At 33.4% G+C, this 26814-nt stretch carries 27 protein-coding genes and 1 tRNA gene; 12 read left to right on the forward strand and 16 right to left on the reverse strand.

From position 1 onward, the window contains the following. Positions 1-361: 361 nt before the first annotated feature. Both topA and ACKI3Q_RS01995 read right to left on the reverse strand, forming a co-directional pair. Positions 362-2521 (reverse strand): DNA topoisomerase I, encoded by a 2160-nt coding sequence (topA, locus tag ACKI3Q_RS01990; RefSeq protein WP_407413772.1) that lies wholly within the window; start codon positions 2519-2521, stop codon positions 362-364. Positions 2522-2719: 198 nt separating this feature from the next. Next, complete coding sequence (locus ACKI3Q_RS01995) at positions 2720-3265, reverse strand: acyltransferase (protein ID WP_407413774.1); 546 nt, start codon at positions 3263-3265, stop codon at positions 2720-2722. Positions 3266-3484: 219 nt separating this feature from the next. Here ACKI3Q_RS01995 and ACKI3Q_RS02000 point away from each other — a divergent pair, with 219 nt between their 5' ends. Further along, positions 3485-4114, forward strand: a complete 630-nt coding sequence (locus ACKI3Q_RS02000; RefSeq protein WP_407413818.1) for a class I SAM-dependent methyltransferase — start codon at positions 3485-3487, stop codon at positions 4112-4114. A 12-nt stretch (positions 4115-4126) separates the two neighbouring features. Here the strand turns inward: ACKI3Q_RS02000 and ACKI3Q_RS02005 are convergent, their stop codons facing one another. From ACKI3Q_RS02005 to ACKI3Q_RS02015, 3 genes are read right to left on the reverse strand one after another with little or no spacing between them, the layout of a single operon-like run. Further along, a complete protein-coding gene (locus tag ACKI3Q_RS02005; RefSeq protein WP_407413776.1) occupies positions 4127-4273 on the reverse strand; it encodes a hypothetical protein in 147 nt (48 codons plus the stop codon). A 45-nt stretch (positions 4274-4318) separates the two neighbouring features. Further along, positions 4319-6061, reverse strand: coding sequence for a phosphoserine phosphatase SerB (serB, locus tag ACKI3Q_RS02010; protein WP_407413778.1), 1743 nt, complete (start codon positions 6059-6061; stop codon positions 4319-4321). Positions 6062-6073: 12 nt separating this feature from the next. Continuing rightward, a complete protein-coding gene (locus ACKI3Q_RS02015; protein ID WP_058740120.1) occupies positions 6074-6619 on the reverse strand; it encodes a TATA-box-binding protein in 546 nt (181 codons plus the stop codon). Positions 6620-6799: 180 nt separating this feature from the next. Here ACKI3Q_RS02015 and cyaB point away from each other — a divergent pair, with 180 nt between their 5' ends. The 6 genes from cyaB to fen are packed head-to-tail and all read left to right on the forward strand — an operon-like array spanning position 6800 to position 11960. Next, positions 6800-7339: a class IV adenylate cyclase gene (cyaB, locus tag ACKI3Q_RS02020; RefSeq protein ID WP_407413780.1), complete on the forward strand. Its 540-nt coding sequence runs from the start codon at positions 6800-6802 to the stop codon at positions 7337-7339. A 58-nt stretch (positions 7340-7397) separates the two neighbouring features. Beyond that, positions 7398-8561: a homocitrate synthase family protein gene (locus tag ACKI3Q_RS02025; protein WP_407413782.1), complete on the forward strand. Its 1164-nt coding sequence runs from the start codon at positions 7398-7400 to the stop codon at positions 8559-8561. Between the two features lie 5 nt (positions 8562-8566). Then, positions 8567-9826, forward strand: a complete 1260-nt coding sequence (gene hacA / locus ACKI3Q_RS02030; RefSeq protein ID WP_407413784.1) for a homoaconitase large subunit — start codon at positions 8567-8569, stop codon at positions 9824-9826. Positions 9827-9828: 2 nt separating this feature from the next. Next, the gene (locus ACKI3Q_RS02035) at positions 9829-10392 is read left to right on the forward strand and encodes a chorismate--pyruvate lyase family protein (RefSeq protein ID WP_407413786.1); all 564 of its coding nucleotides are present in this window, start codon (positions 9829-9831) and stop codon (positions 10390-10392) included. A gap of 12 nt (positions 10393-10404) precedes the next feature. Further along, positions 10405-10968, forward strand: coding sequence for a chorismate--pyruvate lyase family protein (locus tag ACKI3Q_RS02040; protein WP_407413788.1), 564 nt, complete (start codon positions 10405-10407; stop codon positions 10966-10968). Positions 10969-10976: 8 nt separating this feature from the next. Continuing rightward, entirely contained in the window at positions 10977-11960 is a 984-nt protein-coding gene (gene fen / locus ACKI3Q_RS02045) for a flap endonuclease-1 (protein ID WP_407413790.1), read from the forward strand. Between the two features lie 10 nt (positions 11961-11970). Here fen and ACKI3Q_RS02050 read toward each other — a convergent pair whose 3' ends face one another. Further along, entirely contained in the window at positions 11971-12621 is a 651-nt protein-coding gene (locus tag ACKI3Q_RS02050; protein WP_407413792.1) for a DUF2119 domain-containing protein, read from the reverse strand. A gap of 22 nt (positions 12622-12643) precedes the next feature. Beyond that, on the reverse strand, positions 12644-13894 hold the full coding sequence (locus tag ACKI3Q_RS02055; RefSeq protein WP_407413794.1) for an adenosylhomocysteinase: 1251 nt from the start codon (positions 13892-13894) through the stop codon (positions 12644-12646). 166 nt (positions 13895-14060) lie between these two features. Between ACKI3Q_RS02055 and ACKI3Q_RS02060 the strand changes: the two genes are divergently transcribed. The 5 genes from ACKI3Q_RS02060 to ACKI3Q_RS02080 all read left to right on the forward strand — a co-directional run bounded on the left by ACKI3Q_RS02060 (position 14061) and on the right by ACKI3Q_RS02080 (position 19576). After that, a tRNA-Met gene (locus ACKI3Q_RS02060) sits at positions 14061-14171 on the forward strand. Positions 14172-14280: 109 nt separating this feature from the next. Further along, positions 14281-15447, forward strand: a complete 1167-nt coding sequence (locus ACKI3Q_RS02065; RefSeq protein WP_407413796.1) for an aldo/keto reductase — start codon at positions 14281-14283, stop codon at positions 15445-15447. 10 nt (positions 15448-15457) lie between these two features. Then, positions 15458-16213 (forward strand): HesA/MoeB/ThiF family protein, encoded by a 756-nt coding sequence (locus tag ACKI3Q_RS02070; protein WP_407413798.1) that lies wholly within the window; start codon positions 15458-15460, stop codon positions 16211-16213. A gap of 236 nt (positions 16214-16449) precedes the next feature. Further along, the gene (gene glnA, locus ACKI3Q_RS02075; RefSeq protein WP_407413800.1) at positions 16450-17805 is read left to right on the forward strand and encodes a type I glutamate--ammonia ligase; all 1356 of its coding nucleotides are present in this window, start codon (positions 16450-16452) and stop codon (positions 17803-17805) included. 88 nt (positions 17806-17893) lie between these two features. Continuing rightward, positions 17894-19576 carry an NrpR regulatory domain-containing protein gene (locus tag ACKI3Q_RS02080; RefSeq protein WP_407413802.1) on the forward strand — a complete coding sequence of 561 codons (1683 nt, stop codon included), beginning with the start codon at positions 17894-17896 and terminating at the stop codon, positions 19574-19576. Position 19577: 1 nt separating this feature from the next. Here ACKI3Q_RS02080 and ACKI3Q_RS02085 read toward each other — a convergent pair whose 3' ends face one another. The 9 genes from ACKI3Q_RS02085 to ACKI3Q_RS02125 form a co-directional block, all read right to left on the reverse strand. Further along, on the reverse strand, positions 19578-19871 hold the full coding sequence (locus ACKI3Q_RS02085) for a DUF2097 family protein (RefSeq protein WP_407413804.1): 294 nt from the start codon (positions 19869-19871) through the stop codon (positions 19578-19580). A gap of 97 nt (positions 19872-19968) precedes the next feature. Beyond that, positions 19969-20262 carry a DUF2097 domain-containing protein gene (locus tag ACKI3Q_RS02090; protein ID WP_407413806.1) on the reverse strand — a complete coding sequence of 98 codons (294 nt, stop codon included), beginning with the start codon at positions 20260-20262 and terminating at the stop codon, positions 19969-19971. Between the two features lie 44 nt (positions 20263-20306). Beyond that, complete coding sequence (locus ACKI3Q_RS02095) at positions 20307-21182, reverse strand: formylmethanofuran dehydrogenase subunit C (RefSeq protein WP_407413808.1); 876 nt, start codon at positions 21180-21182, stop codon at positions 20307-20309. A gap of 5 nt (positions 21183-21187) precedes the next feature. Then, positions 21188-22900: a formylmethanofuran dehydrogenase subunit A gene (locus tag ACKI3Q_RS02100; RefSeq protein WP_407413820.1), complete on the reverse strand. Its 1713-nt coding sequence runs from the start codon at positions 22898-22900 to the stop codon at positions 21188-21190. 7 nt (positions 22901-22907) lie between these two features. Then, positions 22908-24284 carry a formylmethanofuran dehydrogenase subunit B gene (locus ACKI3Q_RS02105; RefSeq protein WP_407413810.1) on the reverse strand — a complete coding sequence of 459 codons (1377 nt, stop codon included), beginning with the start codon at positions 24282-24284 and terminating at the stop codon, positions 22908-22910. Further along, positions 24274-24846, reverse strand: coding sequence for a molybdopterin dinucleotide binding domain-containing protein (locus ACKI3Q_RS02110; RefSeq protein ID WP_407413812.1), 573 nt, complete (start codon positions 24844-24846; stop codon positions 24274-24276). Before ACKI3Q_RS02110 ends, ACKI3Q_RS02105 begins: the two co-directional genes overlap by 11 nt. Positions 24847-24856: 10 nt before the next feature. Further along, positions 24857-25087, reverse strand: coding sequence for a 4Fe-4S binding protein (locus tag ACKI3Q_RS02115; RefSeq protein WP_012955149.1), 231 nt, complete (start codon positions 25085-25087; stop codon positions 24857-24859). A gap of 18 nt (positions 25088-25105) precedes the next feature. Continuing rightward, complete coding sequence (gene fwdF, locus ACKI3Q_RS02120) at positions 25106-26206, reverse strand: tungsten-dependent formylmethanofuran dehydrogenase subunit FwdF (protein WP_407413814.1); 1101 nt, start codon at positions 26204-26206, stop codon at positions 25106-25108. Further along, positions 26199-26657 (reverse strand): helix-turn-helix domain-containing protein, encoded by a 459-nt coding sequence (locus ACKI3Q_RS02125; RefSeq protein WP_407413816.1) that lies wholly within the window; start codon positions 26655-26657, stop codon positions 26199-26201. The genes fwdF and ACKI3Q_RS02125 overlap by 8 nt, the downstream gene beginning before the upstream one ends. Positions 26658-26814 lie beyond the last annotated feature (157 nt).

The raw sequence follows: 26814 nt of genomic DNA on the forward strand, positions 1-26814 counted from the left end.
TTGTTTCTCTATTCATTAAAATCCTCTATTCCAGTTTTTTAAATAAATTATAAGAGTAATGAATAATAACTTATTAAAGTTATATATTCTTAAAGTTATACCGATTGGCATAACATTACTAATCAATCCCCCATGTTTATGGGTTCATAGTATTAAAAGCAAATAACTGTTTAGTTATTTGACAAATAATGCAATAATCAAGAATTATTTTATATCGCATTAGATAAAAATATAATTCCACATGTATAGGATATATTTTTATTAATGAGTATATATTATTTTTAACATTATTAAATATTTTGTATTTAAAGCAAAATTATAAAAAATAAGATAACACTGAAAAAAATTAATTTTTCAAATATTATTTTTTAAGTTTGTATTTAAGTTCATCTAATGCACAGGTAAATCTGCATCTAGGAAAACCTTTACAGCCAACGAAATCACCGTAACGTCCGGAACGTTTAATCAAATCCTTACCGCACTCAGGACATTTGCCAACAACTTCAATTTGCATCGGTTCGAGATGTTCTTTGCCACAATTAGAATCAAGGCAAGCATGCTTAGGCGGTTTACTGCCGAATGAAATTATAGGCAAACCACATTTATCACAGGTTTTCTTCAAGAAACGTGCACCTTTCGGAATTGAATAAGTATTATTACAATCAGGATAATTAGAACAACCTACAAAATAACTTTTATTTTTAGGAGAGTATCTTTTGATGAGATTTCCACCACATTTACACTTACCAACAATATTACTTTCCTGATAAGCGTCATACAGTTTAGAACCAATTTCCTCAGTGTTTTTATCAATGTCAACTAAAATTTCTTTGACATCTTTCTCTCCTTCATCAATAACACTGTCCTTAGTTGTTATCTCTTTATTGATACCTTCCAACTTATCTTCCAAATCTCGAGTCAATTCTTCACTAGTCAAATCATTACAATAGCTGCTTAATGTATCAATGAGATTCATACCCAATTGATTAACAGAAATCTTATTTCCATCTATATATTTACGGTCATACAGTTTATCTATGATGTCTGCACGGGTCGCCTTGGTACCAAGTTCCCTTTTTTCCAGTTCCTTAATTAATGAAGCCTGGTTATAACGTGCGGGAGGTTTGGTTTCTTTTTCATCAGAAATAAGTTCCTTAACACTCATGGCATCCCCTTCTTTAATTTCAGGGAATTTTTCATTATCGATTTTTCTAAATGGATAATGTTCCATCCATCCCTTATGGGTAACCCTTCTGCGTTTGAAGCGGAACTTTTCTCCTTCAATATCCAAAGTAGTGTTCATGGACTCAAATTCAGCAGCTTCGAAAAATACTGCAATGAATCTATAAACGATTAAGTCATAAATCTTCTGTTCATCTTTAGACAAACCAGAAGGCAAAATTCCAGTAGGGTGGATAGCAGGGTGTGCTTCATCATCTTTTTTACCGTTGTTAGGTTTTAATTTAGAAGGCAATTGAGAAATATGTTTCAAATAATCTTTGTTTTTAGATAATTGCTTAAAAATAGATGGGAAATCTAAACTCTCAGGTAACTTTTGAGATGAAGTACGTGGATAGGAAGTATATCCTGAACTGTAAAGATTTTGGGCAGCAATCTGAGTTCTTTTAGGTGTGAAACCAAATACATTATAAGCTTCAGACTGTAATCCGCCTAAATTAAATGGAACAGGAGGTCTTGTTTTTGAATTGGAAAGTTCGATATTGTCAACAATCGCATCCTTATCTTTACATTTATTAAAAATCTCTTCAGCCCTTTCACGGTCGAAAATATTTCCGTCAACGTGTTTAATTTCAATATCTTCAAAATCCAGAATAGCTTTAATAACCCAATATGGTTCAGGTACGAATTCTTCAATTTCCTTTTCACGATCTACCAAAATGGATAATGTAGGTGTCTGAACACGACCGACAGACAATTTCAAAAATCGTTTTTTAGATTTGCGAACCGCATTTGATAATGCAATGGAAATATTCATACCAAAATAATAGTCCAAAATATGGCGAGCGATACCGTTGTCTACCTGATGCATATCAATTTTTATTTTATTGTCATATGCCTCAATAATATCTTTTTTAGTCAAAGTAGAAAATTTCATACGAGATGCTTTTGATAAAGAATCTTGACCACAAGCATATTTTAAAGCATTATATCCAATTAAAGTACCTTCAACATCATAATCGCAAGCATGCACATAAGAATCAGCACCTTTTCCAAATTTTTGAATTGCCCTAACATAATCTCTAGTGTAACCACTAGTCTTCTTATTCACTTCATATGCCGGTGCCCAGTGCAAATTAAAAGAAATGCTGCTTTTTGAAGTATTTGGAATCAAAGAGTATAAGTGACCTACGCCGGATAAAACAGTAATATCCTTTGAATCCCTATTTAATGTCCAGTATTTAATTTTTCTATTATAAACATTCTTTTTAGCCTTTGAAGATAATGCTTTTGCTATTTTCTCAGCAGAACTAGGTTTCTCACAAATAATTACTTCATGCATTCTAACAATTACCCCACATATTTTCTCAATATAGATAAAATATAGAATACATTATCATATATAAAAATTTCTATGAAAAAATAATGTGGCTAAAAAATCATAGGATTGTCCCAACCAATGCAAAATAAAATTTAATATATTATGCTTGAATTAAATCTTCTAAAAAAAAGATAAATAAAATTAAAATGATTAGAAAATTTAATCATCAAATTTATCTTTATCCAATGTTTTAACGACCTTAGCAGGGACTCCAACAGCAACTTCATAGTCGCCAACATCTTTTGTAACAATTGCTCCGGCTCCAACAATAGCATATTTACCAATTGTTACACCAGGGAGAATACTAACACCGGCGCCAATCCAAGCTCCCTTTTTAATATGGATCGGTTTGCAGATTAAAACTTGCCTGTCATATTCATCGTGATTATTGGAAAGCAACTGAACATTTGCCGCAAGCATCACATCATCCTCAATTTCGATTCCCCCACGGGCCATTAAAAGAGAATTAGAATTAATATAAACATTATCTCCTATTTTCATGTGGTCGAATGCAGCACCGGCAATAGGTGCCATAATTTGAGAATTTTCACCCAAATTATCTCCAAACAATTCTTTTAAAAGGTCATTATATTCATCAGTATTTGGCAGGGTATGATTAAGTTTAAAGACTGTTTCATTCATTTTAAATGCTTCACCCATTTCTTCAAGGGTCATTTCTCTCATATCTACACGTTCATAATCCATTGAATCATCCCCCACAATGATTATCACCACTAATCAGTTTCTATTTTATACATATTAATTATTTGCAAAATTCATGAGAAAATGTAAAAAACGTTTAGTGATTAAAGTTAACGATTGATTTTTGCACTTCAGCAGAGATATTTCGCATCTTACACGGTTTAAAAAACAGCTATTTATATGGAATTCAATAAAATTATTTTTACAACTTAAATAAAACATATAAAGACAAAAAAAGAGCATGATACTATGAATACAAAAGAAAGAACAAAACAACATTTTAACAAAACTGCAACTGATTACAACAATTCAGAAGACGGAAAATTTGTCGAATCAATGTATGAAGAGCTAGTTAATGAGATTCAAAAATCAAAAAGCGGAAAGATTTTAGATGTCGGATGTGGAAACGGAAACCTATTCACATTACTTTCAGATGAAAAATATGAATTGTATGGAATTGATTTTTCTGAAAACATGATAACCGAAGCAAAAGACAAATGCGGAGAAAAGGCATCATTTTTTGTTGCTGATGCTGAGAAATTGCCATTCAATGATAATACCTTCGATATTATAGTTTGCAATGCATCATTTCACCATTACATTCATCCGGACATTGTATTGACAGAAATGCAACGTGTCTTAAAAGATAATGGAAAACTATTAATCGGAGATCCCTATATTTCAACTCCGGTAAGGCCAGTGATAAATTTGCTTACAAAGTTTTCACCTGAAGGAGATTATCATTTTTACGGGGAAAATGAAATGAAAAAACTATTTATAAAAAATAGATTAGTTCCAGTTTCTTTTAAAAAAACTGGAGAGCATACTGCATTACACATCGCTGAAAAATAGCATATGATAAAATTATAAATCTTCTCTGTAAAAAGAGTAAAATTCTGCACAATAATCACAAATAGGATATTTACCATTACGATAATAAGCCAATTCTGATTTGTTCATGTCGAATTTTTTACCGCATAAAAAACAAGTCTCAATTTTTTCTTCAGCCATATTATAACCAACTAAAAAAAAGTAAAAAAAATATAAATTAAAAATTTAATTTATATTATATTTTTGTAAAAGCAAGAGCTCTTCAGTAGATAATTTTCCACCTTGTTTGAATTTTTCAAAGATTTCTTCAGCTCTTTCTTTTTCTTCACGGTTTTTGTTGGAACCTGAAGAAGGTTTTTTATCAGATCTTCTTTTTCTAGGTTTTCCAGAACCTAATTTCTTGTTTATAACATGAATATCGCTTAATACAGCTTTGAATTCTTCATGTTTTGCAGAAGCATTGTTACGAGCTTCGATGAATTTCTTATGTGCATCATCAGCTGCAGTTCTGATATCATCAGTTTTTCTGAAGTAAGTTAACATTTCTTCGTGAGCAGCTTGTGCTTGTTCAGAAAGTGCAATAACTTTTTCGTGCTCTTCTTCAGATAATTTTCTTAATTCTTGAGCTTCTTCCTTAACTGATTCGTCTTCTTGGATTTCCATTAACTGTTTTCTTAAATCGTTAGCATTTTTAACGAGTTGGTTTTCTTTTTTGATATCTAAAACGCGAGTTTCAATAATTTTATCGATTTTTTTAATTTCATTTTCGATTTTAACTTTGTCACGTTTACCAGAAGACCATTCTAAGCTTTTAATCTGATTGTTTGCATCGTTACGAGCTTTTTTTGCTTCTTCAACTTCTTTGTTGATTTCATTACGTTCGTTTCTGAATTCAATAGCTTTGTTTAAATTTTCTTTCAATGATGCATTTAATTCATCACGGATTTTACGTTGTTCTTTAGCTACTTTATTGAATTCTTCCCTTTCTTCAGCAATTTGAGCTATTTCAGCTTCTTTTTCATCTTTTTGTTTTCTTACACCTTCCATAGTGTCAGCAAGAACAAATTCAGATTTTGGAAGATCGTTTTTGGATTTTTTAGCATCAGTTTTTTCCTCTTCTTGAGGTTCTTCAGCGTCTTCTACTTCTTCGGTAGCTTCAGCTTCAACTTCAGCATCTTCTACTTCTTCAACTTCTTCGGTAGCTTCAGCTTCAACTTCTTCTACTTCTTCAGCAGGAGCTTCTTCAGCAGCTTCAGCTTCAACTTCTTCTACTTCTTCTACTTCTTCAGCAGGAGCTTCTTCATTTTCAACAGCGTCGTTTTCAGTATCGTCAGTGGTTATTTGATTAAGAATTTCATCTAAGACTTTATTCAAGTCTTTTTCATCTACTACAATATCAGCTATTTCTTTTACAGAATCTTTTGCATTGAATGCAATTCCGCAACCAGCTGATTCAATCATGGAAATGTCATTTGCGCCATCTCCAACTGCAACTACTTCATCTAATGAAATACCTGCATCTTCAACATGGTCGTTTAAAACATCTAGTTTAGAACCAGATACTAAAGGACCAGTCACTTCACCAGTTAATTTACCATCTTCGACTGTGAAACTATTGGTATAGACTTTGTCAACACCAAGTTTTTCTTTAACCTTTTCAGCCACTACATCAAAACTACCACTGATGATAACTACATCAACATCTTTTTCTTTCAAACATGCGATAGTTTCACTAGCACCATCCATTAACGGAAGTTCGTCTGCGAGTTCTTCGATTTCTTCGATAGAGGTTCCTTCTAAAAGTTGGACTCTTTCTTTAATAGAAGTTTCAAAGTCAATTTCACCTTGCATAGCTTTTTCAGTAATTTCAGCTATTTCCTCTTCAACATTTGCTAATTTTCCTATCTCATCTATTGCTTCACCATCAATAATAACGTTATCTAAGTCAAATACTACAAGTTTAATCAATAATACCACCAATTATATTAAATCTAGCTCACTTAATCTATCGTAAGCTCTTTCGACACCTAATTTAGCGTCGCTTTTTGTTTTTGCTCCGGTACAAACAACTTTACCAGAACCAAACAATAATAGCACAACTTTAGGGTCAGATAATCTGTATACTAAACCAGGGAATTGTTCTGGTTCATATTCAGTATCTTCAAGTTCTAAAGCTACTGCTTCTAAGTTTAATGTGGATTGCAAATTTGCAGATGCCACAATATTTTGAATTTTAATTTCAAATTCATGAGGAATTTCAGTATCTACTTCCCTCATCAAATCTACAGTTTTTTTGATTGCTAATTTAGAATCATCTATAGATTTTGCTCCAGTACATACAAGCTTACCAGAACTGAAAATTAATGCCGCAGTTTTAGGATCTTTAAGCTTAAAAACTAATCCAGGAAACTGTTCACGATTAAAATTAACGCCCTCTAAAGCTTGGGATACATCAGTCAGGACAATATCCTTCCCAATGCTTGCGGAAGCTACAATGTTTTCTATTTTAATGTCAACATCGGTCAAATTAAAACCTCCAATTAAGTTTTTAAAAGTAGTAAGTAAAAATTAAGAAAACAAAAATTAAATTTTTACTAATAAAATATTTTATTTATATAGTATATAAACTTATGTTTATTTAAATATATTAAACAAAAAAATTAAAATTTGAAAAATTTTAAATAATAAACTAATGGGGAAATTGACATGATAGAAGTTGAAGTAAAAGCAAAAATTGAAAATTTTGATGATATGAAAAAAAAGTTAGAAAATCTTGGGGCTATAAAAAGTAAAAAGGAATTTCAAGAAGATATATATTTTAACAGCCCAATTGTAGATTTTGCAAATACCGATGAAGCCTTAAGAATAAGAACAACAGAAGAAAATGAAAAAACAAATATATTCATAACCTATAAAGGCCCAAAAATAGATTCTAAAAGCAAAACACGTAAAGAAATAGAAATTGCAATAGAAGATAGTGAAAAATGCAGTGACATATTTCAAAATCTTGGATTTACAAAAGTAAGAGCGGTCAGAAAAAACAGACAATATTATACTTATGAAAATTTTGAGATTAGTCTGGATGATGTTGAAGGACTGGAACCCTATATGGAAATAGAAATAGCATTAGAAGATGGAAATGACTACAGTGAAGCTCAAGAAAAAATATTTGAATTGTTTTCAAAATTAGGAATTGAAGATGAATTCGAAAGAACATCATATTTAGAGCTTTTAGAAAAATTATAATTATATACTATAAAGCAACAATACTATTATTAGTATAATTTATTAAGAAGTGAGATAATTGCAATACTTTATAAGTCATTATAATAAAGAATGTGAAATAACTTTCCCGGACGATTTTATAATTTACGATACTACTTTAAGAGACGGAGAACAAACCCCTGGTGTCTGTTTTAGCTTTGAAGAAAAAATAGAGATTGCACGCAAGCTTGATCAATTCAAAATCAATCAGATTGAAGCAGGTTTTCCAATAGTTTCTGAAAAGGAAAGAGAAACCGTTAAAGCAATAGCAAATGATGGTTTAAATGCTGAAATTTTAGCATTAACTAGAACAAAGCAAGAAGACATTGACGCGGCATTAGATTGTGATATAGATGGAATAATAACTTTTGTTGGAACATCAGACATTCATTTAGACCATAAAATGCATATTACACGTCAAGATGCAATAAATTTATGTGAAACTGCTGTTGATTACGCAAAAGACCATGGATTATATGTCGCATTTTCAGCAGAAGATGCTACAAGAACAGACATAGAATTTTTAAAAAGAATATATTCAAAAGCTCAGGAATGTGGTGCTGATAGAGTACATATTGCTGACACAACAGGAGCAATTACACCACAGGGAATCGATTATTTAGTTAGAGAACTTGTAAAAGATTTAAATGTTAATATTGCACTTCACTGCCACAATGATTTTGGTTTAGCTGTTATCAATTCAATTACTGGAGTATTAGCTGGTGCGAAAGGTATATCAACTACTGTTAACGGTATTGGTGAGCGAGCAGGTAATGCATCATTGGAAGAACTTATTATGGCTTTAAAAATATTATATGGAAAAGATTTAGGATTTAAAACCAAATACATCAAAGAGTTGTCAGACATTGTATCAAGAGCCAGTCAGTTACCTATTCCATACAATAAGCCTGTTGTCGGAAACAATGTATTCAGACACGAATCAGGAATACATGTCGATGCGGTAATAGAAGAGCCTTTATGCTATGAACCTTATGTTCCAGAATTAGTAGGTCAGAAAAGACAACTTGTTTTAGGCAAACATTCAGGTTGCAGAGCAGTTAGAGCCAAATTAAATGAATGCGACCTGGAAGTCAGCGATGATGAACTTATTGAAATTGTAAGACAAGTTAAAAAATCAAGAGAGGAAGGAAAATACATCAACGATACAGTATTCAAAGAAATCATAAAAAATACAAAAGGGTAGATAGCGTGAATATTACAGAAAAAATCCTATCTTCAAAAGCAGGACATGAAGTAACACCCGGAGAAATAATAGAAATTCCAGTTGACCTTGCAATGTCTCACGATGGAACTTCCCCTCCTGCAATAAAAACATTTGAAAAGGTAGCGGATAAAGTTTGGAATCCTGAAAAAATTGCGATTATTTTTGATCATAATGTTCCTGCAAATACAATTGGCTCAGCGGAATTTCAAAAAGTTTGCAGAGACTTTATAAAAAAACAGAATATTAAAAACAACTTTATTCATGGAGAAGGAATCTGTCACCAGGTAGTTCCCGAAATGGGTTTGATTGAACCTGGAAAGGTTATTGTCGGTGCAGATTCACATACCTGTACATACGGTGCTTTTGGAGCATTTTCAACAGGAATGGGTGCAACAGACTTAGCAATGGTTTGGGCAACTGGAAAAACCTGGTTTATGGTTCCACAAGCCATTAAAATGGAAGTTAATGGAGAATTGAATCCGTATATTGCACCAAAAGACATTATTCTAAATATTATTGGAGAAATAGGAATTGCGGGTGCAACATATAAGACTGCTGAATTCTGCGGCGAAACCATTGAAAATATGGGTGTTGAAGGAAGAGCAACAATGTGTAATATGGCAATTGAAATGGGTGCTAAAAACGGAATAATGGAACCAAATAAAGAAGTAATTGATTACATTTGCAAAAGAACTTCAAAAAAAGAAAATGAATTGAATATAGTTAAATCAGACAGCGATGCAACCTATGAAAAAGAAATGCATTTTGACATAACCGATATGGAACCTCAAATCGCCTGCCCAAATGATGTTGATAATGTTTGTGACATTTCAAAAGTTGAAGGAACATCAATAGATCAATGCTTGATTGGTTCCTGTACAAACGGCAGATTATCTGATTTAAAAGACGCTTATGAAATATTAAACGGTAAAAAAATTAACGATGATATTAGATTATTAATATTGCCTGCATCACGTGAGATATACAAACAGGCCATGCAATTGGGATATATCGAAGCTTTCATTGATGCAGGAGCCATAATATGTAATCCAGGATGTGGACCATGTCTTGGAGGACATATGGGAGTATTATCCGAAGGTGAAGTCTGCATATCAACAACAAATAGGAATTTTAAAGGAAGAATGGGAGATCCAAAATCTTCAGTTTATCTTTCAAATTCAAAAGTTGTAGCAGCTTCAGCAATTAAAGGAGTTATAACCAATCCAAAAGATTTGAGTGAATAAAAATGTCAATGAATAAGAATGAAGCCAATAAAAGGCTTATTGAAAAAATAAATGCTGTTGAAGATTCATACCCTAAAAACTTTTCAAACACACAAAAAATACTATTAACAACCGATGGTTCCATTACAGCAATTTTAGATGTATTATATGGAAAAATTACACTAACAACATTAGAACAACATTTTGAAGATGCAACAGAAGAAAGTGCAAAGTTAGTGAATGTAGAGGTTGGCGATGAAGTTAACTTTAGAGAAATCATAATGCATAAAAATGATGAAAATCTAATTTATGCCGTTTCTTACATTCCAATAAAAAGATTGACCGACGAAATATGCAGTGATTTAGTTAGAGCAGATATACCTATCGGAAGAATTCTAAAAAATTATCATATAGAGTCCAGAAGAGAAATTAACAATATTTACATAGAAAAACCTAATGAAGCTTTACAAAAATTATTTAACACAACAGAAGATATGTTAGCAAGGGATTACATTATCATCCACAAAAATGAAATCCTAATGTGGATTAAAGAAGTATTTCCAGTTTCTCATTTTACAAAAGTTTAACATGGTGATTTTATGAATTTAGAAGGAAAGAACATCGGCGAATCGACATATTACTTGATAAAAGCAGTTGAAAAGGAAAATAATGTTGAAATTTCACCCATACAAAAAATCCTATTATCATTAAGAGGACCAATAACTACTCCTCTAGACGCATTATATGGTAGATTAAAATTATTTGTACTTAAACAGGAAATTGAAAAAGCAGATGAAACTGTAGCCGATTTGCTTGATATAAACGAAGGCGATGAAGTACTTATTCGTGAAGTAATTGTACATAAAAATGGCCGTCCACTAGTTTATGCATATTCACACATTCCAACAGCGAGATGTAATGATAAAATTCTTAAATTATTACTTGATGAAGAAATTACAACAGGTTTAATCTTATCAGAAAATAACATAGAGACTCAAAGACAAATAAATAACATTTCAATAGAATCTCCAACACCAATACTTCAGGAACTATTCAATACAACAGAAGACATGTTAACAAGAGAATACTCAATGAGCCAACATGGAACAATAAGATTATATACAAAAGAAGCTTATCCATTAAATTATTTTAGGGAAATGTAGGTGCTAACATGGGTGTAAAACTTAAAGACATAATTGAACCTGAAAAAATAAATTTTAAAGATTTGGAAGGTAGAGCCGTATCTATTGATGCATTCAATACACTTTATCAGTTTTTATCAACAATAAGACAAAGAGATGGGCAGCCATTATGTGATGAAAACGGAAACATTACTTCCCATTTAAGCGGAATATTATATAGAAACTCATCAATGGTAGAAAAAGGAATAAAACCAATTTATGTCTTTGACGGTAAAGCACCAGAGCTCAAAAGTGAAACCCAAGCCAAAAGAAGAGAAGTAAGAGAGGAAGCAGAAAAGATTTACAAAGATGCTTTGAAAAGTGGAGACACTGAAAAAGCTCGCAAATATGCAATGAGATCATCCAAACTATCCCCTGAAATAATAGAATCATCCAAAAAATTACTAACATTGATGGGAATACCTTATGTTGAAGCAAAAGGTGAAGGGGAAGCACAGGCAGCATATCTAGTAGAAAAAGGAGATGCATATGCAGTTGCTTCACAAGATTATGACTGTTTATTATTTGGAGCAAAAAGAGTCGTGCGAAATCTTGCCGTTAATTCGAACTTAGGTAATCTAGAATATTATGAATTGAGACATGTATTGCATGAATTAAACATAACCCGTGAAGAACTAATAGACATGGGGATTTTAATTGGAACCGACTTTTGTGATGGACTTAAAGGAATAGGTGCTAAAACTGCATTAAAATTAGCTAAAAAAGGACAATTACAAGAAAAACTTGATGAACTCCAAAAGGAAAGCGACCATGACCTAAATGAAGTAAGAAATATTTTCTTAAACCATAACGTTAATACAGATTACAACATAAAATGGAACAAGCCAGATAAAGAAGGTCTTGTTGAGTTTTTATGCTATGAACACGGATTTTCAGAAAACCGAGTTGTTAAAGCATCAGATAGGCTTAAAAATTTAAGTTCTTCTCAAGGCAGTCTTGACGCATGGTTTTAAAAATAATTTTTTAATAAGGAGGAAAATCCTCCCCAAAAACTTTTTTTGCATAATCCATTGCCAATTTTACTTGAGTTTTATACTTTTTCATCATTGCGTTTTCAAAATCAACCCTAGTTTCACATTTAGTAATTAATCTAAGCAAATCCATATACCTATCAATTGCTAATTTTTTATCAAAGTTAAGCTCATTTATGATTTTAGAGTTTAATTTTTCAAGACATGGAAATTCTAAAGTCTTGCAAACAGTATCAGTTGAAAAATAAGTCATTCTAATCAATGGTGAAACTGATGAAACCAAAATATGATTTCCAGCTGGAATCAGTGGTGGAACACCAGTTTTTATATATCTGTCCATAGATGTTAATTTATGATAATTTTTTAAGTCATAACAGTGGAGTTCCGTGTAAAATTCCGGTTCAAAATATTCAATTAACTTTAGAATCTTTTGACCTAACTCCGATTCATAATATTCCTTTTTAATTGTAGAAATATACTCAGTTTTGTCAAAATTGTAAAAATAAAACTGTCCACTGGACAAATCTTCTTGCTTAATGGCTTTTATAAATTTAATAGAAGTTTTACCTTCATTTCCATGAACTCCACCTAAAAACAATTTAGTGGGACCTCTACCATTATCAACATATTTAAAAAAAGACATGAAAAAATAAAAATTGAAGGAATTATGTTCCTTCTTGCCAGTTAGCCATGTAAGCTTTTTGTTTATCGGTTAATGAATCAATTTCAATACCCATTGCATCTAATTTCATTGATGCTACTGTATAGTCGATTTCATCAGGTGCTTTGGTTACTCCAACTGGTAAATCGTTTTCTAGGATGTATTTTGCTGATAGTGCTTGTACTGCAAAACTCATATCCATGATTTCAGCAGGGTGTCCTTGTCCTCTTGCTGCGGATAGGTTTACTAAACGGCCGTCTGCTAAAAGGTAGATTTTTCTTCCGTCTTTTGTGGTGAATTCTTCGATACTTTCCCTTACTTCTTTTACTTCAGTTGAAATTGCTTCAAGATCTTGTCTGTTGATTTCTACATTGAAGTGTCCTGAGTTTGCAAGCATACAACCATCTTTCATGTATTTGAAGTCGTCACCACAAATAATATCAGCGTTTCCAGTTACAGTAATGATTAGATCAGCTTGTTTTACTGCTTCTCTTATGGTCATTACTCTGTATCCATCCATTCTTGCTTCGAGTGCTCTGATTGGGTCTACTTCTGTTACGATTACATCTGCTCCAAGTCCTGCTGCACGTAGTGCGAGTCCTCTTCCACACCAGCCGTATCCGCAGACTGCTACAGTTTTTCCTGCAATTACCATGTTGGTGGTTCCCATTATTGCATCGAAACTGGATTGTCCGGTTCCGTAACGGTTGTCAAATAAGTATTTTGTATAAGCGTCATTTACTGCAATTACTGGGAATTTTAATGCACCATCTGCATGCATTGCCTGTAATCTGTGTACACCAGTAGTGGTTTCTTCACATGCACCTTTGATATGGCTTAATAATTCTGTTCTTTCATTGTGAAGAACCATAATCATATCTGCACCGTCATCGATGATTATATCTGGTTTGTGGTCGAGTACCATGTTAATGGTTTGGTAGTATTCTTCATCGTCTTGTTCTCTCCAACCATAAACGTTTAAACCTAAATCAGCAGCTCCTGCTACTGCATCATCATGGGTGGATAATGGGTTACATCCAGTCATTGCAACTTCCGCTCCACCAGCCATTAATGTTAAACCTAAATTAATTGTTTTAGGTTCTAAGTGTAAACATGACCCGATTGTAATTCCTTTGAAAGGTTGAGTTTCTAAATATTCTTCTTTAATAGTTTCTAAAACAGGCATATGTTTTTGAACCCATTCAATCTTTCTAACACCTTCAGGTGCAAGAGACATATCTTTAACTTTACTCATATAAATATCTCCATGAATTTATAACATTAATAAATATATTAATCATTTATAATATAATTTACCTTCAAAAAACTAAAAAAAATAAAAATTATAAAAAATCCAAAAAATAGCTAAAAAAAGCAAAAGTTTAAATGTAACAATAAACTAATATATGTATGTTATATATGCCGGGGTGGCTCAGCTGGTTAGAGCGCACGGCTCATAGGGTATAAAAAGCAGTGCTCTGACTAATACCTGGGATACCGTGAGGCCACGGGTTCGAATCCCGTTCCCGGCATCTTAAATCCCAGGTATACACTTTTTAAACTATTTTTGTAAATTTCATACCACAATATATTTATAACTTTTTTTAAAAAAATATCATTGTTAAGCAATGAGGGAATGAAATGTTATATAATGAACTTGGAAAAAGTGGCTTAAAAGTTTCAAGATTAGGTTTTGGAGCCATGAGATTACCAACAATAAATTCCAATGCTGATATTGATGAGATTGAAGCTTCAAAAATGCTTGAATATGGAATTGAAAATGGAATTAATTTGATTGATACCGCTTATCCATACCACAGCGAAGGTCTGGACGGAAATGGAAACAGCGAAAAATTCATTGGTAAATTCTTAAAAGAAAACAGTTATAGAGATGAGATTATACTTTCTACAAAGTCTCCTTCATGGTTAATGGAAGAAAAAACTGATTTTGAACATTATCTTAATATACAACTTGAAAAACTTCAGACTGACTATATTGATGTTTATATGCTTCACTCTTTAACCGTTCCGGATTGGTATAAAGTTAAAGATTTGGATGTTTTTGACTTTTTAGATGACTGCTTAGCTAGCGGTAAAGTAAAGCACGTTGGATTTTCATCACATATAGAAGTTGACTATTTGATTGAAATCTTAGATGAATATCCAAAATGGGAAGTTGTCCTGACCCAAATGAATTACCTTGACGAATATTATCAGTCCGGCGTCATGGGTCTTGATTACCTGAAACAGGTTAATGTTGGAAGCATGATTATGGAACCTCTTCGAGGTGGAAGACTTGTTCAAAATATACCTAAAGAGGTTCAGGAGCTATGGAACATGTCCGAAGTTAAAAGAACTCCTGTTGAATGGGCATTACAATATTTATGGAATAGGGATGATGTTGATTGTGTTTTAAGTGGTATGACCAGCCTAGAACAAGTTAAGGAAAATATTAAAATTGCCTCATCCGAGGACATCATTAGTGACTATGATCAGGAAATAATCAGGGAAGTTGCAAGAACATATAGGTCATTTTTAGGAAACAGATGTACCAGATGTGGCTATTGCATGCCTTGTCCACATGGCGTAGATATTATAAACTGTTTAACTGAGTACAATATCGCACATATGATGAATGATCCTAAAGCCAGTGCCATGCAGTATTTCTCTTTGATTGATGATGATGCAAGGGCTGACAGCTGTGTTGATTGCAAAGAGTGCTTGCCATTCTGTACTCAAATGTTGAATATCCCAGAAGAACTTCAAAAAGTATATGAGTATTTTGGTAGTGAATTTGATCATTTTTAGAGGTGAAAGAATGCCGACAAGATATATAGGTGATGGATATTGGGAAATTGCATCCAGACAAATGAGCATTGTTACAAGAAGCGAACAACAAAGGTTTAAGGATTCTAAAATTACTGTTATTGGTTGTGGAGGAATTGGAGGTCAAACTATTGAAATGTTAGCCAGAATGGGTATCGGAGAACTCATCGTAGTGGATGAAGATGCATTTGATATTTCAAACCTCAACAGACAAACATTATCAACTCTAGCCGAGGTTGGCCTTGAAAAAAGTGCTGTTGCAGCCGAAAAGGTAAGGTTAATTAACCCCTATGTCAAAGTAACAAATTATAATGAACACGTGGATGAATCCAACATAGATAAAGTAATATCAGATTCAGACATTGTTATTGATGCCCTTGACAATGTATTGACTAGAGTTATCGTGTCAAGAAAAGCTAAAGAAAAAGGAATTCCATATATTCACGGAGCAATACACGGTACATTAGGCCAGATTACTACCTTTTTACCTGATGGAGATAAAACATATGAAGAAATGTTTAATTTACCATCAGAAGGTAAAGAATTAAATGAAGAGGTTATAGATGCACTTTCAAATGTTACTTCAGGAGTCCCTCCAGTTATAGGACCAACTCCAAATTTAATTGCATGTTTAGAGGCCATGGAAGCTTTTAAAATTATCACCGGCATTGGGGAAGTTACTGTCGCACCTGAAATCTTAACATTTGATTTATTGAATTTATCTTCTTTTTCAATAGAGGAAATTTAGACATTTCCCCACATTTTCTTATTTTTTTATAATTAATATTAAACGCTATAATAATGATTTAATATAAATCTGAACAAAAATAATGGAAATGAAAATATTATTATATCTTATTATACTATAAAATACAAATTAATTAATATCTTTTTAAAAAGATTTATATAATAATAAAAAGAAAAATTTTTTTTAGATAGGAATATAATTTCCGATTAATAAAAAAAATATCGGAGAATGATTTAATGAGTGACATCAGTGAAGAAAAAATACAAAGAATATCAGAACAAATGAAAGAGGACAACATTAAATTTATCCGTTTACAATTTGTAGACATAAATGGAACTGTAAAAAATATCGTTATTCCTTTTAACGGCGAAGATATGGAAGAATTATTTAATGAAGGAATGTTATTTGATGGATCATCTATCGCAGGATTTGTTGGAGTAAACGATAGTGATTTAGTCTTAAAACCAGATATTGATACTTATTCAAGACTTTCCTGGAGACCTGAAGAATCTGCAACCTGTAGATTTATTTGTGACATATGGACTGCTGATAAGGAACCGTTTGAAGGCGACCCAAGAGGGGTGCTTAAAAAATCATTATCCCACATTGCAAAAATGGGATTGCAATACAACATCGGACCCGAACCTGAATTTTTCATTGTAGACATTGATGAAAACGGATATCCAATGCCATATGATCAGGCAGGATACTTTGATGTAGAACCTCTCGATAAAGGACCTGATTTCAGAAGAGAATTAACCTTAAATTTAGAAGAACTTGACTTTGAAGTGGAAGCATCTCACCACGAAGTTGCTCCCGGACAAAATGAAATAGCATTTAAATTCAAAGACGCTTTAAAAACTGCTGATGCTGTAATTACATTCAAACAAGCTATCAAAGCTATTGTAGATAATATGGCCACATTTGACCAAATGGATTACAGAGTAACATTTATGCCGAAACCATTCTTTGGAGTCAGCGGAAGTGGTATGCACTGCCACCAATCTGTCTTTAAAGGAGAAAAAAACTTATTTTCAGACCCTGATTCAGAAACTGGTCTTTCAAAAGATGCACTTCACTTTATGGGAGGATTATTAAAACATGCTCCTGCAATTACTGCAATTACCAATCCAATTGTAAACTCATACAAACGTTTGGTACCTGGTTTTGAAGCTCCAGTATACAGAGCATATGGTCTTAAAAATAGATCTGCTTTAATCAGAGTTCCTGCAGCACGTGGTAAAGCAACCCGTATTGAATACAGATCACCAGACCCTGCTTGTAACCCATATTTAGCATTTACCGTTATGCTTGAAGCAGGTATTGATGGAATTGTAAATAAAATTGATCCGGGCGATCCAATCGAACTAGACATTTACAAAATGACCGAAGAAGAAAGGGAATCAATGGGAATTAAAGTTTTACCTACCAGTTTATGGGAAGCATACCATTCCCTTGAAGAAGATCCACTCATTTTAAATGCACTAGGAAATCACATAAGTGAAAAATTCCTTGAACTTAAATATAAAGAGTGGGACGAATACAGAGTTCAAGTGTTCGGATACGAACAAAGAAAATATTTAGATATTTAAATCTAAATATTATTTTTTTATTTTTAAATATAATGATTTTTAACAAGTTAACTATGGTTATATTTAATTTTATTGAAGGAGCATTTTCATGTCAGAATCAGAACGTCGAATGATTGAAATCTTGAGAATATTAAATAAACAAAACAAACCGACAGGCTCTAAATTAATAGCTGATGAATTGAGGGAAAAAGGTTTTAATTTAGGGGAACGCGCTGTAAGATACCATATGCAAATATTGGATGAAAAAGGTTATACTCAAAGAATGGGTTATTCAGGGCGGCAGATTACCGAATTGGGACGTGAAAAGCTAGAAAAAGGATTGATATATGATCAGGTCGACTTCATCTATTCAAAATTTGAAGAATTAATATATTTAACTGACTTCAACTATATGACCAAAAAAGGAAATGTTGTAGTAAACACTTCAACCATTTATAATGAAGAAAGCTATGATATACTCAAAGATATTTTCAAAAGTGGTCTTTCTGTTAGCCCTTACGTTAATATAAATAGGGTTCAAAGTAGTGACACCATGGAGATAAAAACCATATGTGGAACAACATTAGACGGAATCCTTTTAAATGAGGGAATAGCATCACAGCCATTATATGGAGGAATATTAGAAATTGAAGATAATGCTCCAACATCCTTTAAAGAATTAATATCCTACAAAAAAACATCAGTAACACCATTAGATGCGTTTATAGCTCCTAAAATGACATCAGTACTAGACGTTATAGATAATGGAAATGGACACATTCCTGCAAACTTTAGACTGATACCAAGCATAGCTAAAGAAAAAACAATGAAAGTACTATCTAAATTAAATAAAATAGGTATTGGAGGAGTAATATCTATTTCTGAAGATGGAGAAAACATTTTAGGATTACCTGTAGATAAAGGAATGATGGGTATTGCTATTATTGGAGGGGTAACCCCATTTTGTGCAATTCAAGAATTAGGTTATGATATTGATATAAAAATCGGAGAAGAACTGGAAAACTTCAATAAGCTAAATCCCGTAGTTCATAATATAAACTATAAACTGAAAGAACATGAACCAAATAAAGAATCAAATTTACCATTTATTCTTTCAAAATCCCTCAATCTGATTCAACAAGTTGATTTGGATATTGAGAAACAATGCGGAAATATAATAGCAAACATATCCTACATCAAAAAAGATGATTTGGACAAGGCAATGGCAATATTGGAAGAAAGCTATGAATCCCATAAAAAATACATCAACCCTTATTTCCAAATTACATCACATCCAACAGATGAAGAAAAAATTGGAATATCAACCATCTGCAGTTTAAGTATAGACGGATTATTAATAAAAAATGGAATTAAATCCAAACCAATGTACGGAGGATTATTGGAACTGACCGAACCTCCATTATTTATCGATTTGATTTCATATAATGGTTCATCAATTGATCCGCACAAGATATTTATTGCTAAAGATATGACATCAATTACCTCAAACAATGGTCCAAAGAGATTGCTTGCAAGTATAAAAGAAATACCTGTTGTGGCAAGAGAACATAGTGTTTATTTCTTAGATAAATTATCAAAATTAGACTTTTCAATTTATAAAATAGGCAAACCAAGAGAATTGACCTATAATGCAAAAGCAGACAATTATAACTTTGGCATTGTAACCGGCAGTGGTCTTAATGCAATATCCGCCATTAAAGAAAAAGGAATAGATATTGAAGTAAAGGCAGACACTAGATTAATACCATTTGAAAATATGGATAAACTGTAGGTTATACTACAGTTACTTCCACAATTTCGTCATCACCTTGAGGTTTGTGTTTAAATTCAATTAAATCCTCTTTAATCTCCAATACATCTATTTCAATTGTAGGATCAAGATGAGTTTCGTCAAGAGACATTAACATCTTAAATCCTGGTTTTCCAAAATACTCAGAAAAATCCATATTTAAGATTTCACCTTCTGCAAAAATCCTATTATATGAAATTTCAAGGTCATCATGGATTTTAACATTTTCTTTCAAGTAATTTACAGCTTCATCTACAGATAATGATAATTGTTTCATAGAATTCACATCTTACTTTTAACTATGTTTTTCCACATATAAATATTTGTTCGTAAACATTGAAACAAAATAAAAAATTAATAAAAAAAGAGTTATTTTAGAAATCAATTTCAATAATAACTTCTTTATCATCTGTGATATGATTCATTTCAAGTAAATCATCATATATTTCATTAAAATCAATTTCAACGGCTTGATTTAAGATTTCACCGTTTAACTGTAAGTTAACTCTAACTCCTTCACCGGTTACTTCATCCTCTTCAAGAACACTTAGAACTTCACCAGGAGCAAAAATACGGTTGTAAGAAATTTCCAAAGTATCACCTACATTAACATTATTTCTAACATATTCAATTGCTTCGTCAACAGTCATCACAATTTCTTCTGCCATATTAATCACTTAATCTAAAAAAAATAAAAAAAGAGAGAAGGGAATTATAAATTCCTGTATTCTCTGATTGATGTATATTCGTCGTCTAATTCACCGTAAGAGGATAATTTTTCTTTGTTTGCTTCAGCATCTAAGTATAAATTACCTTTACCGTTAAGACCAATATCACCAGTATATTTAATATATTTACCTGGGAATACAACACCACTGTCTTCAGGATCTTCTACAATACCTTCAATGACAAATCCTTCAAGTAATCTTCCTAAGAATCCGTGAATAACAATAGTACCGTTTTTCATTTGTCCACCAGGCCAACGGTTTACATCACCGTCAATTTCAATAATACCTTTGGTCATGTGAATACCGGCTAAGATATCACAGTTACCTTTAACGTGGATTTTACCACCGGTTAAACATTCACCACATTGTTTACCAGCATTACCGCCTACAACGATTTCTCCACCAGTCATACCTCTCCATTCACCAATGTAAGAAGCACCAGTAAATTCTTTGGTATTACCAGTAATTTCAAGGTATCCGCCAGACATTTCTCTTCCAGCGTGAGCAGCAGCATCACCATTAACGAGAATAGATCCGCCACTCATTTCAGCACCAACGTGAAGGTCGACACTACTGTTACAGACAATGTCACCAGCACTCATTTTACAACCAATGTATTTAACTCTGTTTAAGTCCCCGTTAAGAATCATTTTAACTTCGCCAGGTCCTTCAGCTTCACCTTCAACAGTAATGTCGAAGAAGTCAGTGATAGGGAATCTGGAGTTTCCAATAGGAACTTCATATTTTGCGAAATCAGCTTCAGTCCAGGAGTAAATTTCATCTGGAATTAATTCATCGAATTCTAAAGCGATTGAAGAAGTTTTTATTTGATCAAATGTAATTGTTTTCAAACTAAACACCCCATTTATTTTTCAACATCTACTCTAATTGGGTTAGATACATAGTGGTCGTGTACTGGATAGTTTTCCCATTTTACTGAGTAATATTGGGTGAAGAACGGCATGATATCGTCGATGACTTTTTGTTCTTGTTTTTCATATCCTTTTACGTTAACCCAAATGTTTTGACTTTCTTTAACTTTAACAATTTCTTTGTCTTTTACTAAGATTTGACCATCTTTAATAGTGTAGTCAGCTACATTGAAACCTTTTTCGATTTCAGCATATTGTCTGGATGGGTCAATATCATTAGGATTTATGTCGTATACTGCAATATCTGCTCTGTAACCAGGGGTGAGTTGACCTCTGTCTTCAAATCCGTAGATTCTAGCAGGAGCAGCTCTTGAGATAACAGCAATATCGTAGAAATCGTATTCTCTGTCGAGAGTAGGTAAAGTTGTTCTTTTTTCTACCCATTTGTGGACTTCTCTGTTTTCAATCATTTCAGTTCTTCTTTGGTTACTCATTAACCAAGAGATGATTCTAGGATATCTGGTGAAAGGTCCAGCGTTAGGGTGGTCAGTGGTTAAACATACTTTCCATGGGTCGTCTATGTGTAAGAACAATTCGAGACCGATAGCCCATTGTAAAGAGTTAACAGGGCTTTTACCTGAGTAAATACATGGAATAATACCTGCTGCAGTTTCACATTCAATATCTTTGTTGGTCCATTTTAAACCAGATAATTTGAATAAGTCATATTCCATTGGTGCGTCTGCAGTCATGGTAGTAGTTTCATCTAAAGTTACTTGACCTACGTCACAGGTAATGTGATCGTTTTTGTTAATGTATTTTGCAATTTCTTCTGCACCGGATGCAGCATCTCTCCAACTGTTACCAGTGTATGCGTGGAATTGGAGGTGGCATAAGTGCATAACTTGGTCCCTAATAGTTGCTTTAGAACTTTGTTTAATGTTTTTAACAGCATCCATAGTTTCAATGGTTGTTGGAACATTTCCAGGGTGTCCTAAATCGTTAGGGTGTATGTGTATAGAGTGAGGTAAGTTTAAGAATTCATTAGCTTTAGCTAAAGCTTGGATAACTTCTTTGGAAGTTACATCAAAGTATGGTGCTTTATCATTTACACCATGTACGTTCATACCCCATCCCCATGCTTCACTTCCACAAGGGTTTACGATTTTAATTCCGTAACCTTTTGAGATTTTTAACCATGCAGAAATAAATGCGGATAAGTCTTCAATATTATTATCTTTTGCATATTCCATTACGAACCAGTTGTTACCGAATAACGGCATAGCTGGAATGTCGACCATTGGAATAGTTGCAATTTCTTCGTGAGTGTGTTTTGCTTCAAGAGGAGGCATAGCTGCTTCTACAACAGTACCATAACCTAATCTTGAGTATCTGTAACCAGTTGCAGGACAACTTGGGATAGAGAAACCAGATTCAGATCTTAATACTTTAGTTTTTTGAGTAACACCTCTTCTGGAATCTTCAGGTCTGTATAATCTTCCAACTACTAATTTTGGACCTGCAACGTGAGCGTGAGGGTCAACACCTGCTGGCATGACTATTTTATCGGTAACATCTAAGACTTTTGCATCGGAGGAAACATCATCAACAATGATGCCGTCTTTAAACATAACGTCTTTTTTCTCCCCGTTAATTTCATTAGCTGGGTCGTAGACAATACCGTTTTTAAGAATATATTCCATTATATCACCTTTAGAGTGCGTTTGGATTTGGCACATATTTTGGAGCTGTGTTTGGCTCTTCTCTGAGTTTCATTACTCTTTCTTTCAATTCACGGACAATCCATTCGTCATCACGACAAGTTTCTGGTTTGTCGATTGCTTTTTTCATGTAAATAGGAACTCCATCCATACGATAACTGGTACCAGCACATTCTACACCAATGAATGAACCTGGCAATACTACATCAGCAAGTTCAGTTGATGGACCCCAGTGGATATCGATTTGAATAACAGGAATATTAGCTAAGTGTTGGTTTGCTCCGTTAGGGAAGTGAGCACCAGGGTCAGCTGCAATAACCATGAAACAATCTGGTTCTTTTCTTACTAACAAATCGATAGTGTTGGTTTCACCCATCATATATCTTGGGTATCCTCTACAGTAGTCAACACCGAAAGCGAATCCACATTCGAATGCCATGAAAATGTTGAATCCGTTTACGTTAAAGTGACCTCTCATTGGAGTAAGTCCCCATTTACTGTTGGTGTTTAAGTCTTGTACTAATTTAATCGCAATGTCAATGTTTCTTTGTTTTCCTAAGGTGTGGGTTAAACCTAAACCGAAGAAGAGAACACCGAATTCTGCAGCTTCCATTTCAGCAGCTAATTCGTAAATGTCTTCAGCTGGAATACCGGAAACAGATTCAGATTGTAATTTTTTACCTTTTAATACAGCTCTTAAAGCGTTGTAGAAACCGTAGTCTCCGTTTTGTTCAAATCCAATCCATTTGTCAGACATTTTTGCGGTGTCTGAGAATTTTGGATCCATAGTGATAACGGTTCTGTCGAATCTACCTCTTTGTCTGAAGTATCCTCTAGGGAATGCAGCGTATCTTGCTAAGTGTCTTGGGTGAGAGTTCATAGCGTTACTACCAGAGTATGCAACAACGTCAGCTCTGTTTTTAACTTCCCCTAAGGTTTGGATAGGGTAACCTGCGTTTTGCATAGCTTGTAAACTTGGACCGTGACAGATAGTTGCTTGGTTATCTAAAACAGCACCAATATATTCACCTAATTCTACACCTTCTTTCATACATTCAGTAGAAGTTTCAGACCAACCGTAGAATACAGGTCTTACAGATTCAGCAATGTATTTTGCTGCAGTGTCAAGAGCAGTATCCCAGTCTACTTCTTCAAGAACTCCTTCTTCGTTTCTTACCATTGGTACAAGTAATCTTTGGTCCATATCTTCCATAACTTTACTTGCACCTAATCTGCATGCGTGTCTTACAGCAACTACGTGACCGTCTTTTACTAAGAAATCTAAGTCATCACAGTTACATCCACAAAATGCACAAGTACAATTTTCTACAATGTGATCGTAATCAGTTACAGGTGGTTCATATGTCATGATCAATCAACTCCTCCCATTTACGTCCGTTATAAACTGGTCTTTCACCTAATGATTCCATGTTTTCTACAACATCATCATCTTCTTCGTCAACATATTTTTTGTATACCCATCTCATTAAGTCTGCCATTAATAAAACTTTTCTGTCAGTTTTTTCAACGGTAGCCATAATACCTTTGTAAGTAGGGTCTGAACAACAGTAGGTTTCGTGGCTTACAATAGTGTTAGCCCATGGACCTTTACATACAAAAATGGTACCTTCGTGAGGAGCATCTCTGGATTTTGCTGCGTTTAAAACAACTTCACCATAGTCGGTTTTTACAAGTACAGTGTCCCAGTTTTTTACACCTAATTTTACCATGTCACGAGGATCCATGTAACAGGTACCGGAAGCGTTTTTATATTCTTCTTTTAAGGTAGAACCTCTTTTCTTACAAGCTCCTTGATATATGTCAGAACCAGTGTTTAACATACATTTGAGTACTTTGGTAGTACCTTCTTGAGCTACATTTTCTAAATCTCCAACTACTGGTCTTTCTAAATAAGTATTTGCGTAATGCATGTTATCACTCCTATTCTAACCATATAGCTTCAGTAGGACAGAACATTTGGCAAGTACCACATTTATCACATTTGTCCACACTGAATAATTTAATAAATCCGTTTTCAACCATCATAATAGTTTCGGTTGTTTTGGAACCATGTCCACCAGCGTTTTCTGGGCTGATTGAAGCATTTACTGGACATGCGATAACACATACTCCACAACCTAAACATTTATCTTGATCTACTTTAAGTTCCATAAATAATCACCAATCAAATTAATTTTTTAAAGCTTCGAATGCTGCAATCCAAGATTTAGAACTAGTTGGGGTGTAATCGATGTCAGTTCTAGTTACGGTTAATGCTCCGTTAGGACATGCTTTAGCACATGCGCCACAGTGGATACAGTAATCTTCTTCTTTAACTAAGTGAGTTCCTCTGTCTCCAGGACCAGTTGATTTAGGGAAGGATAAAACATTACATGGACATACGTCAATACATGCACCACAGGTACCACATTTTTCTTCATCGATTTCGAGAGTACCTTTAAATGCTTGTTTTACAGTTGCTGCGTCTGCAGGACAGACTCCTTCACACCATCCACATTTAATACAGGTTTGTTTATCAATAATTGCATTTCCGGTAATAGCTGCTTTAGCAGGGTCAAGGTCATATTCACCGTAGGAACAGGATCTACATACTGCTTTAATAGCGTTAACAGGACATGCTTTTTTACATACGAGACAGTATACACATTTTTCTTTGTCAATAACAATGCTTTCTTCACCGGTGGTTTTGTCTACTACAATAGCTTCTGCAGGACATAATTCAGCACAAGCGCCACAGTAAATACAGTCGTCTTCACATACTTCGATTTCACCAGTTACTAAGTCAGCTCTGTTAGGTAAAGTTCTGTCAATAGTAATGGAAGCTCTAGGACATGCTGCTTCACATTTTTTACAGAATAAACATTTATCTTCATCGATTTCTGCTGATGCGATGAGAGTTGGGTAAGCTTCATTTTCTTTAATAGAGACGCCACCAATAGTGAGGTCTAATGCACCTGCTGGACATACTCCACTACACATACCACAGAGAACACATTTGTCTTCAGCAATGCATAATTTTGCTTTAACTTCATTGTCGTTTTTGAAAAGAGCGTAATTTTGTGCAATCTTTTCATGACCACTGAAATAGGTTTCTGTGTATTTACGTTCAATAGGAGCTACTTCATCAAGACAAATAGCTTCTACAGGACAAGTTGCTTCACAAAGGCCGCAACCAATACAAACGTGATCTTTGAAAGACAAAATTCTGTCTTCTTCTGCTGATCTTTTTATATTGAAGTCTTTGCCTTCAATTTCTTTAACGTTAACCATTTTTTACCTCCAAAATTTCAATTGAGTTTGTTGGGCAGTTCTCAACACACATAAGACAGCCACAACAATAACGGGGGTTTATCTTTGCTTTAAGTGAATCTAAACTAATAGATTTCACTACACACAAATCTATACACAATCCACAACCAATACATCCGTCATTTATCTGACAATCATAATGATTCATATTAAAAATCTCTATAATTTGACGAATTTCATTATAATCATCAAATAAGACTTTTGCAATTAATATAAAATCCTTAGGATTTAGTTCTAAAATAGTTTTTGAAAGTTCAATTGAATCTGTAGAAATGTTTCGACCATTCAAGTAGTGAGAAATAGTTGATCTGTCTACACCAATTTGAGATGAAATCTCTTTTTGGGACAAACCTTTTTTTCTAAGTTCAATGCTTTCCAAATATTTTAGTCCAGATATTATATGTTTTGGCATAAATTCACCATGTGTACAATATAATATATATTATATATACTTATAAAAGGTACATACTTAGACTAAAGTCAAAAGATTTATATACTACTGTGTATTATTTACACATTTATAAAAATATTGATAATTCATTAAAATAATTATTTTTGATAATTATAGA

Source organism: Methanobrevibacter sp., assembly GCF_045636185.1.
GTDB lineage: Archaea > Methanobacteriota > Methanobacteria > Methanobacteriales > Methanobacteriaceae > Methanocatella.